Origin of the sequence: Pseudovibrio sp. Tun.PSC04-5.I4 (assembly GCF_900104145.1) — a bacterium.
Lineage (GTDB): Bacteria > Pseudomonadota > Alphaproteobacteria > Rhizobiales > Stappiaceae > Pseudovibrio.
Genome location: NZ_FNLB01000001.1, coordinates 187,196 through 201,890, shown reverse-complemented (window position 1 = coordinate 201,890; position 14,695 = coordinate 187,196). Strand labels below are relative to the sequence as shown.

General features: G+C 49.6%; 10 protein-coding genes and 5 pseudogenes. 8 read left to right on the top strand and 7 right to left on the bottom strand.

What is annotated here, in order from left to right; genetic code table 11:
* Window positions 1-95 precede the first annotated feature (95 nt).
* Window positions 96-473 (bottom strand): annotated as a pseudogene (locus BLS62_RS00995) (DDE-type integrase/transposase/recombinase); the annotation flags it as partial.
* Between the two features lie 176 nt (window positions 474-649).
* Between BLS62_RS00995 and BLS62_RS00990 the strand changes: the two are divergent.
* Window positions 650-904, top strand: a pseudogene (locus BLS62_RS00990) (DUF4158 domain-containing protein); the annotation flags it as partial.
* A gap of 153 nt (window positions 905-1,057) precedes the next feature.
* On the opposite strand, the pseudogene BLS62_RS00985 reads toward BLS62_RS00990, so the two are convergent.
* A pseudogene (locus BLS62_RS00985) lies at window positions 1,058-1,582 on the bottom strand (DDE-type integrase/transposase/recombinase); the annotation flags it as partial.
* Window positions 1,583-1,634: 52 nt separating this feature from the next.
* The gene (locus tag BLS62_RS00980; RefSeq protein WP_102063721.1) at window positions 1,635-2,396 is read right to left on the bottom strand and encodes an IS6 family transposase; all 762 of its coding nucleotides are present in this window, start codon (window positions 2,394-2,396) and stop codon (window positions 1,635-1,637) included.
* Between BLS62_RS00980 and BLS62_RS00975 the strand changes: the two genes are divergently transcribed.
* From BLS62_RS00975 to BLS62_RS31215, 4 genes and pseudogenes are all read left to right on the top strand, one after another.
* Window positions 2,374-2,967, top strand: a complete 594-nt coding sequence (locus BLS62_RS00975; protein ID WP_200798426.1) for a recombinase family protein — start codon at window positions 2,374-2,376, stop codon at window positions 2,965-2,967. The two genes, BLS62_RS00980 and BLS62_RS00975, sit on opposite strands and share 23 nt — an antisense overlap.
* Window positions 2,968-3,071: 104 nt before the next feature.
* A complete protein-coding gene (locus BLS62_RS00970) occupies window positions 3,072-3,482 on the top strand; it encodes a hypothetical protein (RefSeq protein WP_208990628.1) in 411 nt (136 codons plus the stop codon).
* Between the two features lie 197 nt (window positions 3,483-3,679).
* Window positions 3,680-4,698: pseudogene (locus tag BLS62_RS00965) on the top strand (IS110 family transposase).
* A 419-nt stretch (window positions 4,699-5,117) separates the two neighbouring features.
* A complete protein-coding gene (locus BLS62_RS31215) occupies window positions 5,118-5,372 on the top strand; it encodes a hypothetical protein (RefSeq protein WP_200798449.1) in 255 nt (84 codons plus the stop codon).
* Here the strand turns inward: BLS62_RS31215 and BLS62_RS00955 are convergent.
* Together BLS62_RS00955 and BLS62_RS30925 are read right to left on the bottom strand one after the other, a co-directional pair.
* Window positions 5,256-5,960 (bottom strand): annotated as a pseudogene (locus tag BLS62_RS00955) (IS6 family transposase). The gene BLS62_RS31215 and the pseudogene BLS62_RS00955 overlap by 117 nt on opposite strands.
* Window positions 5,961-6,131: 171 nt before the next feature.
* Window positions 6,132-6,614 (bottom strand): hypothetical protein, encoded by a 483-nt coding sequence (locus tag BLS62_RS30925; RefSeq protein WP_159436450.1) that lies wholly within the window; start codon window positions 6,612-6,614, stop codon window positions 6,132-6,134.
* Between the two features lie 742 nt (window positions 6,615-7,356).
* Here BLS62_RS30925 and BLS62_RS00945 point away from each other — a divergent pair.
* The 3 genes from BLS62_RS00945 (at window position 7,357) to BLS62_RS00935 (ending at window position 9,468) form a co-directional block, all read left to right on the top strand.
* On the top strand, window positions 7,357-7,806 hold the full coding sequence (locus BLS62_RS00945) for a hypothetical protein (protein ID WP_093175431.1): 450 nt from the start codon (window positions 7,357-7,359) through the stop codon (window positions 7,804-7,806).
* A 722-nt stretch (window positions 7,807-8,528) separates the two neighbouring features.
* Complete coding sequence (locus BLS62_RS32725) at window positions 8,529-8,963, top strand: toll/interleukin-1 receptor domain-containing protein (RefSeq protein WP_348271853.1); 435 nt, start codon at window positions 8,529-8,531, stop codon at window positions 8,961-8,963.
* A gap of 31 nt (window positions 8,964-8,994) precedes the next feature.
* Window positions 8,995-9,468: a hypothetical protein gene (locus tag BLS62_RS00935; protein WP_093175420.1), complete on the top strand. Its 474-nt coding sequence runs from the start codon at window positions 8,995-8,997 to the stop codon at window positions 9,466-9,468.
* A gap of 536 nt (window positions 9,469-10,004) precedes the next feature.
* Here BLS62_RS00935 and BLS62_RS00930 read toward each other — a convergent pair.
* Window positions 10,005-11,045: a restriction endonuclease gene (locus BLS62_RS00930; protein WP_093175416.1), complete on the bottom strand. Its 1,041-nt coding sequence runs from the start codon at window positions 11,043-11,045 to the stop codon at window positions 10,005-10,007.
* Window positions 11,035-13,995 (bottom strand): class I SAM-dependent DNA methyltransferase, encoded by a 2,961-nt coding sequence (locus tag BLS62_RS00925; protein ID WP_143521469.1) that lies wholly within the window; start codon window positions 13,993-13,995, stop codon window positions 11,035-11,037. Before BLS62_RS00925 ends, BLS62_RS00930 begins: the two co-directional genes overlap by 11 nt.
* Window positions 13,996-14,695 lie beyond the last annotated feature (700 nt).

The following is a 14,695-nucleotide window of genomic DNA, read 5'->3' as shown; positions in this document are numbered from 1 at the left end:
CCGTCGATAGGATTTGGGCCTTATGCGGTCAGTTTTTCCAACCCATTGTTTGCTAAGAATGCCGCCGGTGTTATGTTTCCCAAGGATGAGTGCGTGAAACTTTCAACGAATGCGTTTTGCATCGGTTTGCTGGGTGCGATGTAATGCCAGTTCAACGTCGTATCCTGACAGAATTTGAGAACTGCAGAGTTGGTCATTTCTGTGCCGTTGTCTGAAACGATTGTAGCTACTTGCCCGCGATGCTTGATTACTGCTTCAAACTCTCTCACTAATCTAGCTCCAGACAAAGATATATCCTGGACAAGGGCTAGGCATCCACGGCTAAAATCATCAATAATTGCTAGAACTCTAAATCGTCTGCCGTCGGTAAAGCTATCACTGACAAAATCAAGGCTCCAGGGGTAACCGGCCCGAACGTGTGTTTCCGGCCGACTTAAGGAACATCTAGGAACAAAGTAGAGATTGACACTCATGGCATAGAATTGCTGCTCATTCTTTCTTTTAGAAAGAGTCGTACAGTGCATTCAGAATTATCTACAGAAGAGTTTGCGCGTGATTGGAGTTTGAATTTCGCTGATCTAGATTTTCTAAGTACAAAACCCAAGGTCAGCCTCTATGTGCCGACTGCACGACACAATACTTCGCCGCTCACGGATGTTTCGCCTATGGTGCAAGTGATATTCCTTCTGAAGCTATTTCGTATTTGGCGAAACAATTAGGTACGAAACATCCTGACTTAACAGAATTGAGCTTTGGTGGCCGATCAAAACGCCGTCATCGTGCAGAATTTCTGGAATATCTTGGTTTTCAGCGTTTGAATACTTCTGATCGCGCCGCTTTGGTTTACTGGGTGAAGACAGACCTTTGCCCCGCAGGCAAATCAGTGGCGGCAATGGTTGAGTAAATATTTCTATGGTGCCGTGATCGTAAAATCATCAGGCTTGCACCGAGCGAGTTTGAGCGCATTGTTCGCTCTGAACGGCTGTGCGTCTGCAGAGTTTTTGGGTCCAGGAGCTGCGAACACTAAGTGAGAGTTTGGCTCATCTGGTTGGTTTGATTATGCGGCGTGTTGCCTGTGATGCAAGCGGCGCATTTCGAGTGTCTTTCGTTTGATCTGTTCCCTTTGTTCTAGAATAGATTTGTCGTGCTCGAAGTAGACGTCGGCGGGTGTAACATTGTTGATGCTCTCGTGGTATCGCCGATGGTTGTAATGATCGGCGAAGGCTTCAATTTGCGCTTCAAGGTCACCCGGCAGGAAGTAGGTTTCCAGCAGAATCCGGTTCTTCAGAGCTTGATGCCACCTTTCAATCTTTCCCTGGGTTTGGGGGTGATAGGGTGTGCCGCGCGTGTGCTTCATACCTTTACCTTGTAACCATTCTGCCAGATCACCAGAGACGTAGCTGGAGCCATTATCGCTTAGTAACCGGTGTTTGTGGGCAACGTGAACCTGGTCGCAACCTGATGCCTGCAACGTCAGATCCAATGTGTCGGTCACATCTTCAACCCTCATGTTGGTGCAGAGCTTCCACGCAATGATATAGCGGCTGTAGTCGTCCAGGATTGTGCTGAGATAGTACCAACCGGTGTTGTCACGTTAAGTTGGGTTTGGTTGCATAAACCAAACTGAGCGCACTTCATGCATCAATCATGGCAGCCATTTTCCATTGAGCCAAAGCGTTAAGTCGATGAAGGTGAGTGTCGATTGAAGAACGTTTATCGCGGGGTCGAACGAAGAGATTGCGCAGGCCGGAGAAGACAGCCACAAACCTTTGCAGCTGTCCCAGCGATTTAAACCTCTGCATGGCTCGCTCTCGTTTTCGCAAGGGCAAATGCGAGTTCTCGGCACGGTTGTTCAAGCCTTTGTGAGAGCGGTGCTCAACATCAGGCATGACCTTGCGTTTGGCGGCACCATAGGACCTAAGCTTGGCGGTGATCATCCGCTTTGGAGCTCCACCTTGCTTTTTCAAAAGGCGGGTTAGCAAACGCTTGGCGGCTTTGGTATTGCGCCGTTTCTGAAGGATTTCATCGAGGATATATCCATTCTGATCAACGGCTCGCCAAAGATAATGTCTTTTTCCTTGAATGGTGACTACGACTTCGTCCAAATGCCAGATATCGTCATTGCCAGGCGCTTTGCGGGGCAGCCGGCGAACGTAAGCTGGCCCATATTTGATCCCCCACCGGCGTATGGTTTCATAGGAGAGAGCAATGCCACGCTCTAGCAGCATTTCTTCAACTTCGCGCAGGCTCAGCGAGAAGCGATGGTAGAGCCAAACGATATGGGCAATGATCTGCGGCGGAAACCGGTGGCGCTTATAACTGATCGGAGCTGAAGTCATGCTACAGAAGTAACCGCGTAGACTGGTGCCAAAGTTGACGTTACAACACCTCTTGATTGGCTATGCCCGCTGCTCGACCGACAAGCAGGACCTTGAAATCCAAAAATCATCGCTCGGGGATCTTGGTGTCGATGCCAGCCGAATTTATAGCGATCACGGATTAACCGGCACCAATCGGACCCGACCGGGGCTCGATCAAGCATTGGCTGCCGTGCGCGAGGGGGACACTTTGGTTGTTGCTAAACTGGACCGGCTAGCAAGATCAGTACCGGACGCCAGATGGATTGCCGAACAGCTCACAGAGCGCGGCGTGAAGCTGCAGCTGGGCGCCAGCGTTTATGATCCGATTGATCCGATGGGGAAGATGTTCTTCAACATCCTTGCCACTTTTGCCGAGTTTGAAGCTGACCTTATTAGACTGCGAACCCGCGAAGGCATGAAGCGGGCCAGAGCGCAAGGTAAGCTAAGGGGCAAAAAGCCCAAACTCTCGGAGCTGCAACATAAAGAGCTTCGCCGGATGTACGATACAGGCGATTACTCCGTGAGTGATTTGGCGGAGATGTTTAACGTCTCCCGGCCAACAATTTATAGAACCTTAGCAAGAACCTCAAAGACCCAGCAGGTCTGAGCCATGTTCCAATAAGGAAGGGTACATTATAGAGTTATATTTCTATAACCAATCCTATATCCTTCATTTGACGCACAAGCCGCTCTCACAGAGGTTCCCAAACAATGACTTCAGCAGAATCCCGATCGTACGGCTCTACGTTTTGGCGGAGGTCCTTTGCGCTCTTCGCTATGATTTTTGGGGCGATGACACTGATTTCCGGCGGGAGCGTCCTATTTGGGCCCGTGGAGGCTCAAGCGGCTGCGGGCGACTACATGCCAGTTGTGCTCTGGTGCAACTTTCTAGCTGGTTTTCTCTACATCGGTGCTGCAATTGGGATTTGGCTGCAGCGCAACTGGGGGCTTGGTCTGTCTGCGTTTATCATAGTGGCAACGGGCCTGGTTGCTTTGGGGTTCGGATTTCAGGTTTTTCAAGGTGTGGCATATGAGATGCGAACTGTTGGGGCCTTGGCCTTACGGATAGGTGTTTGGACAGTGATCACTCTGTCGTTAATGCGCAGTCGGCATCAAATGTGAGGCTCTGGTAACTAGCTCAGGGATTTGACGTGCGTGCGAACCAGACCAAGCAATGAGGAGAGCAGTTCAGATGTTTTAGGGCCGATAACCAAGTCAAACGGGACCTAAGCTGATGGGGTGGATGGTTCCTGCTCCCACCAACGCCGTGATGCGTCATACTGCAGTTGTCATGGACAGCAAACGAATGGAGCCACCCCATGCAAGTTACAACTATCGGCATCGACCTAGCCAAGAATATATTTCAGGTTCATGGTATCACGAAAGTGAAGAAGTTGCTTTCAATCGGCCTTTGCGGCGCGCTCAGGTACTTCCGTTTTTCACACGGATAGATCCTTGCCTTATTGGTATGGAAGCCTGTGCCACAAGCCATTACTGGGCGCGTGAGTTGACCAAATTGGGCCATGAAGTCCGATTGATCCATCCTATGTACGTCAAGCCTTATGTGAAACGTGGCAAGTCTGATGCCATTGATGCTGAAGCAATTTGTGAAGCAGTCACGCGTCCTACAATGCGGTTTGTGGAGAGCAAATCTATTGAACAGCAAGCGCTTCTTTCTCTCCACCGGGCGCGCAACCTCATGGTTCGTCAGCGTACCCAACTGATTAACGCCTTGCGCAGCATGTTGGCAGAGTTTGGTGTGTATATCGCTAAAGGCCCAGCAAGCGCTATCGGTTTTTCTCAAGGCGTGTTGGCTGGCAATAAGTTGGAACTGCCCGAAATCGTGCAGGACGTCGTTCATAATTTGTGCGGGCAGTTGGACATACTGCAGGAAAAGGTGCGTTGGTATGAAACGCGTTTGAGATTTGAAGCCAAACGTGACCCCAGGGTTAAATTGTTGCAAACCATCCCCGGCATTGGTCCTGTGACCGCCTCTGCGCTAGTTGCGAGTATCGGCAATGGACACCAGTTCAAGAGTGGTCGTGAATTTGCTGCATGGTTGGGGTTGACGCCGACTAATCGATCTAGCGGAGGCAAGGAACGGTTAGGCAGGATCACTAAAATGGGGGACCAATACCTGCGCCAACTGCTTGTCGTGGGGATGACATCGCTCATCAGGCTGACAAAACATCACCCAGATCGCGCAAATAATTGGCTCACCACTCTTTTGGAGCGCAAGCCTGCTCGGTTGGCGAGTGTTGCTATGGCCAACAAGACAGCCCGGATCGTCTGGGCGGTTTTAACAAAGAACGAACCTTACATGCCCAGATCAGCCTAAAAGGATTTGAAGCGGATTTAGGAACACGAGATTGCAAGACCTGCGAAATGATGGTGCAAAAGTCAGCCGCTAAAACCAAGACACCCCGCCGAATGGCTCGGGCATTATAGCCCGCTTAGCTGATAGGGACTTGGTTTGCGGAACCCTTCAAGGCCAGCGGTCAAAACCGCGCAAACAGGCCGGACACATGACTGTTTCTGACAAAGGTGCCGATCATCTCAAAAATGTCTTGCAAAGCAGGAGCCATCCACACATGCCGTTCGGGCGGATCAATTAAGGGTTGAGGTAACATCAGAACGATAATATCGTGGCATACTGCGGCGCAATCTTTTCTCACACCACTAATAGTCTGCACACCGAACGAAGACCCCAAAGCGGGGGCTGTTCCGCAGCTCAACTTTGACGACGGTTAACCCAACATGGCCATCGGCGACATCACGCACGCAACAAATCTGAAAATGGCTGCAAAGTTTGCTTGGGAACGTGCGTTCGCTTCAGCTCGTGGGTGTTATCAACTTAACTTGGAATTTCTCGCAAAAGCGGCCTTCAGGCACATTTCAGGCGTCGATCATGGCGGCCTCCTTCCACTGGGCAAATGCGTTAAGACGCTGCGCGCGGATGTTGCTTGCGCAGCGTTGATGGTGGGGTGTGACAAAGAGATCGCGCAGGCCTGAAAATGCGGTCAAGAATCGTTGCAGCTGGCCCGGCGACTTGAACCTTTGCATGGTTCTTTCCCGTTTTCACTGGGGCAAATGCGACTTTTCGGCCCGGTTGTTGAGGCCCTTATGGGACCATTATTCAACTTTCGGCATGACCTTGCGTTTTGCGGTACCATAAGAACTGAGTTTGTCGGTGACGATCCGTTTGGGAGACACGCATTGCTTCTTCAGAAGACTGGTCAGCAATCGCTTGGCAGCCTTGGTATTACGTCGTTTTTGAAGGATTTCATCGAGTATGTAGTCGTCTTAATTGACGGCACGCCAGAGATAATAGCGTTTGCCTTGGATCTTGATCACAACCTCGTCCAACTGCCAGACATCAGTCGCACTGGCCTTCTTTCGCCGTAGCTGGCGAACATAAGCCGAACCAAACTTGATGCTCCAGCGGCGGATGGGTTCATAGGAGACTTCAATCCCGCGCTCCAGCAGCATTTCTTCCACCTCGCGCAAACTCAGCGAGAAGCGATGGTAGAGCCAAACCACGTGGGCAATGATTTGAGGCGAAAAACGGTGGCGCTTGTAGCTGATCAGAGCTGAAGTCATGCTCTGCAATTACCAAGCGAAACTGGAGCCAAAATTAAGTTGATAACACCATAATTTTTCCGAACTCGTTAACCCCAGCAATGAACAAGTGTGATGAAGTTGGTACAATGGGTACGATATCAGTATATGGGATGATATGTTCATTTAGAATAATACGGTGTTTCTGCGTGTTCATTTAGCGCTCTTCCGATTAGACAAAATCCATCCTTTGTATTTGCAGTAAACTGGATATGAAGGAGCTCCTTGGTTGTTTAACCTGAAACCTGACAAGCAAATGTCGTTGTTTGAAAGTAACTTCAGGCGAAAGTAATATATAATTTTCATTCCATAAAACTTCTGCCAATAGTCTAAATTATCGTCGTCAAAATAATTAAAACTACTTCTTTTATTGCACCTATTTATTTCTAGTTCATGGAAAAACAGATCGACTATCACTTTGAGATGATCTTTATTTGGGTTGGAAATACTATAGCCTGATTGGTTGACGGCATTTTCGAATAAATTTTCATAATCACATGATTCTGCATGCTTTTTTGGATCAGAGGTGCATCCGCTGATCAATATAGCAAATAGACAGGCGATCAACGCACGAAACGTCATTCCCCAAAAGAGAGGTATGGCTCCGGGAAACAGCTTTCTAAGTTCTATAGTCAAGCAAAGTCACATAAAGGTTGGATTTAACTTTAGAGGTGGAAGTTGATTATTATGGAGCTTCTAATACAATCCTTTAGAATTGCGGGGGTGTTGGAGGTTTAAGCTGTAACCCTGACGGATTTGCCCCAGCAGTCCTCTCTGAAGCCCTTTACTCCTCCGGTAATCCCCCTGCAATTGATCGAGTTTAAAAGTAGAGATATTGTTGTCTCATATTGAGGACCGATTTTAAGATGAAAGCTCGGTGTGGTGATGGCACAAAGCTCTCCCTGAACTGACGCTAGCTTCATGACAACCGCCCAAAGGGCCGCTCAAGATCCTTCGCGAACCACGCGAGTGTCCCGTTTTAGCCCAGCTCTTAGGCCCAACTGGACTGAGTGTGCATATTTGGGCGTTACGAAGAACAAGGGAACATTGAATCGCATTCACCCACGTTTGGTGATTTTGAACTGGTAAGATGCTGACGTTGTTGACGTTCGCTGCGACGAATAAAATTGGAAATGGGCATGGCTACTTCGAGATGTGGCGGGCCACAAGCAGTCACTCGGCCAGCTCCATCATGGGTTGAGACAGCACGCTTGGAAGGTACTGCGGGCGCATTTGAGAGATCTCTTTGATTACTCCTTTCTGACCCTTGCGGTCATTGGAGCTGGCTCTGAAACCGTTTCATTGAGCCCAAGGCTGGCCTTATTTTCCCCAATTGAGTACTATCAAATATCGCTCGAATTTGCAGATAGGCTTCCCGATGAGACGGCTAATTTATGGGTCACTGATTGCAGTTCTTTTTGTAAGCGGGGCAGCGAGCGCGGGCGAGTTGCCGTGGATGAACAAAACCGATATTGAACACCATCTGGCGGGCCGGGACTATGTAAGAATACAAGGCCGAGCACTGTTTCCTGAAAGCTATTCCATATGCGTGGCTGGCTCATATGCAAACAGCCTTCCTGCGGGCTATGGGGCCGTTGAGCAAGAACTCGCAGACGCGTATCTGATGCCGGTTAGCGAAGGGCGTGGTTTGATTTTTTCCGTCGATGAGAACCTCGATCTTCAAGACCTTTCGACAGTGTCAGTTTGGCCTAGTGACATCATGCTTGACGTTCAGGATGGGCCAAGATGCCTTCTGGCAGAAGCCGCAATCATTGATCTTCGCCGTGATAAACAATCGATTGTCATCAAGTTGAAGGCTGCCAACTGAAGGACAGCTTCGTCCGCACTGTGGTGTTTTGCTTAGGCCCAAGTGGGTTGTCTTTCTCACCTCAAGGCCTGTTTGACATGACAGCAATCAGAGATAGCTAGAATGTTTTGGCTATCTCGGCCCCGCACTAGTGCGAAGGGCAGCAATGGTCACTCCGCAACATGCCTGTAATCAGGGCCACAAGCAGCCACTCAGGTGGTTCCATCATGGGTTGAGCCACGCTCACCTGGAGGCTTCTACAGTAGCTCTTATTGGCGATATGGAATTACTCGACTGACCATTAGCTGCCATTCGCTATGTCTCTGAACATCCTTAGCCACAGCGAAGACACAACTTAAGCTTGCGTATTTTTGACGTGTACAATAAGTTTTTCTTGAACTTGAATGGGGCACAAAGTGCATCAATTACTCCACGAAGTAGCGTAGTGGTGACGGAGAGAAAATGACATGGCTAGATGCACCGCACCAGTAAGGGGGCATAAATCAGCGGCCGCCGCTGCAAACTGCCCTGCATGTGGAAGTCGCGGTCGCTTCGGCGGTTACGGTGGTCACAGCAGCTACAGTTCAAACTCGTACCCTTCATACCTCCCCTCAGGGAGCAGTAGCAGTCGGAACGGGGGCGGTTCGGGGAACCGTACCAAAAAGCCGAGCTGGTCTGGAGCGAGTTCGACTGCTTCGTACACGCCTGAACAAGTGCAGGCGCTGACACCGGTTAGAGAAAGCGTGGAGAACCTAGCTGTCTCGCAGCCTGACCTTCGTGACGTGTTTCTCTGCCATGCATGGGACGACAGGCAAGGTTCAGCGAAGGAACTGCATGATCTGCTTGAAGCGCGTGGTGTCCGCGTTTGGTTCAGCGAAAAGGACCTTGGCCTAGGGGTGCCGATGATGCGTGCAATCGACAAGGGCTTGGTGAACTCACGCATCGGTATCGTTTTGGTTTCTCCAGCCATGTTGCGGCGCCTCCCAGCTGAAGGTGTTGCAGATAAGGAGCTTTCAGCGCTCCTTCGACGTGAGCGTCTCATTCCTGTTATTCATGAAACGACCTACGAAGAGCTTGAGCAGGTCAGCCTCTTGCTAGCTTCTCGAGCAGGTCTGAGCACAACTGAAGAGACGATGGCCGAAGTCGCGACCAAAATCGCAGAACTAGTTGCCACTTAGTTGCGATAGGGTTGAAGCCGGAAATTGTAAGATGACAAAACACAGTGAACTAATCAATATCATTAACCATTGTTCTGACGCTGATAAGCTCGAAAATTGGATTACCAATGCTGAGCGCGAAGGGGCAGAAGACGTAGCGGACGCTGCACGGCGGCGATTGATTAAGATAGTAGCTGCAACTAACGATAGTAGTTCAAGTGATCCGGTGGTCTTGGATTTCTGGAAAAGCATAATTGCACTCGAGTTCGTATTGTCCGGAGAGCGAAACAAAACTATTCGCCTTAGTCGAACTCGTCAAAAGATATCCCGCGTGGGGGTTCACAAAACACTCACCGATTTGACGCTTAAAACTACACCGTCGGAAGGGTATAATCTTCTGCGTGATAGGGGCATGTTGGATTTGAGTGCCGAAGCTGTTGTCCTTCGTTTTCCAAATCAATTTGACAAAGAAGTCTTGCAGGCGGCACGGACCAAACTGGAACTACATGACGATGAGAATGCATAATTCGTTGCCATTGAGGGTTCAGCCAACAATTCACAAGTTCAATGGTCCGCTGTTGGCCGGATCTCACAGCCGTTCCCGCTAGTTAGCGGCGTGACCATTGCTACCATTCACCTAGTTACCGAACAACCCCATCCAGAGCGAGACTCAACTTTGGATTGACCTTAATCAGCTTGTAGTCAGGGCCAACAGCTGCCACTCAGGTGGTTCCATCATGGGTTGAGACACGCTCACCCGGAGGCTTCTACAGTAGCTGTTGTGGGCGATATGGAATTACTCAACTGACCAATAGCTGCCATCGACCTAAATCTAGGCACATCCGGCTAGGAAGTGACTTCAACCATAGGTCGATTTTGGGCAGCTTGTTGCTGAGTGACCTAAGTTGACATTTGTCAAAGACTAAAGGCACCTTGAGTTAAATCGATATTTCAATCTCAAGTAAACCTCATTCAATTTTGTTTAGATCGAAATTTGGTGCCGAAGCGCAGTATGTTTCTTGGCGGCACAAAACACAGAACCGCTATTGATTTCTTGAGAAGTCATTCCTGCGTAAGATCAGGTACAAAAATTTGCTTGAGGGGAACTAGAACCCGGTATCGAGGTGCTAGATTTGCGTAGTTTTCAAACAGGATCATTACGAGCTGTTCACCATTGATCAGCCGCAGTTTTGCTCGATTGCGCTCAAGTTCGACCGCACCACGAGCAAAAGAGCCTAGGTTTATGAACAGGCCATATTCCCCATCCCCAAGCGTCCCTAATAGTTGGTCAACATCCGGCCTTGAGGTCTGGCTGGTTGTGCGCTTACATTGTACCTTTACAATAGGTGGCTGAAAGCCCAACGGGTCCATATGAGCAATAACATCGACCCCGCCGTCACCTGATTTTGGTGTTACGCGGGCAGTATACCCCATGCATTCCAAAAGATGCGCAATTAACTCTTCGAACTGATGGCCACTAAGCTCTTTCATTAGCCGCTTTATTACAAAATCACTCGTGCTGGTCTCGGCCTGTATTGTAGCGGAAACAGTAGCGGTGTCGTCATCAGCAATATCATCTTGTGCATCCGCCTGAGCCGCTGCCGCGTCTGGCGTGGTTCCATCACCCATGAGGTTTACTTTGCGTAGGAACTCGTTGGCGTGGCGACGCACCCTAAACATAGTCAGGAATGAACCGATTTCGTTCAAGGCAGTCTGGCTGAACTCGTCACGTGGAAAATGGCCTAACCATTCTACCTTTTGGTGTGTCGGGTATTCGTCATGATCATCCGGCACGTAAATTGCTTTGCCTGTAAAGCGCCCAATATTCACCATGCGATCAAATTTGGACGGGTATACTACAATGTCATCCGCTTTGATTTTATGCAGGAACTTAAACATTGAACCTGCATCGACTGGAATGGCCCCGGTTTTCTTGTCTGGATAAGCCGCGACCAACGCGGTTTTGAAGGCTTCACGGCTAGCGCCTATTTTTGTTAAATCGCCCATAGCGAGCCAACCGATGCCTACATAGCCGCCCTCAATAGGCCGGTCAGAGACATGCACACCCATGTGAACGCCCCAGACTGTTGGGTTACTTACCATTTTTCTTACCCTTTGATTTTGCTTTGACCTTTGCCGCCTTTGTCTTCGCAGATTTTTCAACTTTAGCCTCAGCCTTGGCGCGTGTTTGGTTCAGGTCGAACAGACGGGCCAAGATCTCATCCTCGGTCAACAGTCCAGCACGCCAATCATCGCCCCAGCCGTAAGCCTCTGCCACTGCCTCATCCAGCACCTTATGCGCATGATCAAGCCATGCAGGGCGGGCGTTATAGAGATTGGTAAGGGTGCGTTTCTTGAGCTCCTTGGCAGCGGCACCGTCTTTGGGCGCGATGCGATCTGGATAACCCGGTACTACCTCTGCCACGCGATCCACCAGATCGGCAGGGTTGAGCCAGTTTTCCCGTAACTCATTCAGCCGAGCAGCGGCGGCGGCGATTTTAACCGCGCGCGGATCGGCAACGTAATCGTCGGCTGGTATGTTGGGGGTGAGGCCCTCAGGGAAGGGATAAGTCTCAAACGTGGTGGAGGGGGTGTAGCGCGGCCGATCCTCAAGTGAGGTGCCCAACCGCAACGCCCAAAGTTCGTGAAAGCTACAATGCAAAATGCCGAATGTGGTGTTGTCATAGCGAGCGATGGCAACAATAGCAGAGTCTGGAACTAACTTGGCGTTTCGCCAAGCAAATAGGCGATATTTTGAAACACGCGGGGAAACGATCATTCTATGCAGCTTTGAAACGGCCTTTTTTTGAGCTGGCCGTGGATCACCGTGCAACCACCATTTCAGGCGATGCCAATCACGCCTTAAGTGTTCGCGTGTCGGTTTTACGTCGCAAACCACCTTTTCGAAGGGATCTTCGTATAGTGATGCATCTTCCTGTTTCATCGCAGGTCCAAAGTCGATGATCCATTTATCGGGATCTCTTTGCGTTATGGCAGAACCGTTACTCCAAGGAAAAATCACATCAGAATTGGGCCTGCCATTTGGGTTCAGTGGGCTCTTAAGATAAACTCGAGCAATTTCGCCAGAAATATCGAATGGCCCATTTTTTTGCGTACCTATGAAACAGACACCCTCATTAATTCGCAGCCGTGTTGCATCCGTTAAATCGAAGTCAAGCGCATTAGTTGTTAAATCAGAGTAGATAACCTTTACGACCTCACCGTTTAACACCACTTTCTTTGCAGCTTCTTTTCTAAAGCAAACAAGAGAAACCCTGACAGCAGCTCCTTCTACGGTCCAAGCTTCATCTGACCACGCGGCAGTGACGCACCCGTTCTTGACAATTTTCTGGATAATTGTTCGATTTGCGCCTCCTCGTATCGAATTAGTTGCTACCAGCCCTGCACGGGTGAGCAGACTATTTTCTATTTGCCCCCAAGCCTTTGCAAACCAGTAGCAGACCAAATCGCTACCGCCAGGAACCATTGTGGAAAATGCACTGCGCAATTTAAAGGTATAGTCTTCGCCGAGCTCAGCAATCATCCTCCTATCACCCAAGAACGGCGGATTACCGATCACAACATCTGCCTTGGGCCACTTAGCCTGCGTGCCGTCTGCGTTCAGCACCGCATCACGATTCTCAATCGTATTCAGAGTCCGCAAAATTGGATTTTTTGCCGCCTCAAAGCCGTTGCGACGCATCCATTGAATCTCTCCGATCCACACCGACACACGCGCTAGTTCTGCAGCGTAACTGGACAGCTCAATCCCTAGCACACATTCTGGCCCAAGCTGGGGGAAACCACGTGGCAGGCCAAGTGCCTCAGCCTCTAGGTTCACTCGGTGTTCGATATTCTTCAGCTCCAGTAGCGATATGTACAGAAAGTTCCCCGAACCGCAGGCCGGATCGAGCGCGCGAAACGCTTTGAGGCGCTCAATAAAATGCACGTGCAATTTCTCGGCCTTAGACAGTGCACGAGTACGGGCTGCGAGCTCCTTACCACGTAGTAACTTTTCCTTGGTTGCTTTTGGTGCTTTTTCTATCAAGCTCTCAATCTGGGCTTTTGCTCCTGCCCATTCAGACAAAAGCGGTTCCACGATCACCGGCGTCACGATCTGCATAATCTTATCACGGTCGGTGTAGTGCGCCCCAAGTTGGCTACGTTTCTCCGGGTCCAACCCGCGCTCAAACAGAGTACCAAGAATAGAAGGGTCAATATCAGACCAATCCAGCTTGGCCGCCAAAACCAGATCATCCAGATCATCGTGTTCCAAAGGCAAGACGTCATCGCTGTCAAATAGCCCGCCGTTAAACCAGTCAACAGTTTCAAAACCAACAAGCCCGCCGGTTTTCATTGCCCCAAACAAGGATTTAGCATGGATACCGAAAGTTTTTGGCTTGGGCAGGGCGGCTTTTATCATCCGCTCAAATATCTTGTTTGGAAGCAGATCCACATCCTCTGCGAACATGCAGAACACCAGCCGGTTGATGAAATGCGCCACCTCTTGCGGCGCATGGCCACGACTACGCAGGCGTTGGGCCATATTAGCAAATCTTTGGGCCGCCTCTTCTGTGACTAACTTCCGGGTCTTGGTTGGCTTCAGTTTGTCAGGATCGAAGAAGGCATTTCGCAACAGGTCGCGGTTGGCTGCATCGGTCAAATCTTCAAGCTGGATCGTGTGGACATTCTGAACAGTGTTTGTCCAGTTTGTGTGCAACCGGATAACGTCCATATCAGAGACGATCAACAGCGGCGGGTTTTCCAGTGCGATGGCATATTGCAGCAACTGATCAAAAGCTTTGTCCAGATTGGCGCGCTTGCCCTTGTACTCCCAAGCGAAGCTATTTTTGCGCCAAACGTCGGCCCAGCCTTCGCCACCACTCGTCTTGGAGGCGCCTTTTTCAAAGGTAAACCACTCCCCTCTAGGGTCCGCTGTGATTGGGTCCTCAATTTCCAGCAGTTTACAAAGGTCGTTGAAATGGGATTGGGACGCTGTCCGCTCTTTAAGCTCGACATTGTTCCACTTTTTGATGAACTCAGCAGGCGTCATAGATATCCAATAAGCATTACACAATCAATTTTGTAAGACACTAGCTGTGATTAGTCATGTTTTCTAGGCGAATGTGCCGGGATGAGTTTGAAAAACATGAAGCTCTGTCACCCAAATGCTCGTGGAATAACTTAGTAGGCAGATTCCATAGTCCTTATTGCTTAACGATCAGACATCTGCTGCAATCGACAGTTAATGACGGTTCTCCGTCCCTCTTGTCACAAGGCTATATCCGTTTTGGGCAACTCAAGTGATCACAGAGCGCTTTTAGCGTTAATGGCAAAATCCTTTCCAGAAACCTAGTTCAACCATTGATAGAACCGCTCGAATGGCAGCTCATGGCCCTGATTACAAGCTGATTGAGGTCAATCCTAGGTTTAGGTTTCGCTCTGGCTGGGCCTGTCCGGTCTCAGGTCGAACGGCAGGTATGGTCACAGAGCAACATGCCTGTAATCAGTGCCACAAGCGATTGGTCGCTCATTTCAACCACCGTTAGAATGTTTTTCTCAAATAAAAGTTTTCTCGAGGCAACAAACATTCCTTGCTCACCTTACCAGACGCCTCAATACATAAGATGCTTTTGTCGTCACAAGCAGATGTGATCCCGATTTCGTGACCAGCTACAAAAGCGTTTTGCTCTTTTTCACTCAGTTCGGCCCAAAAGCCATCTGTTGCTAGAATAAGTGAGGTGTTATCGACT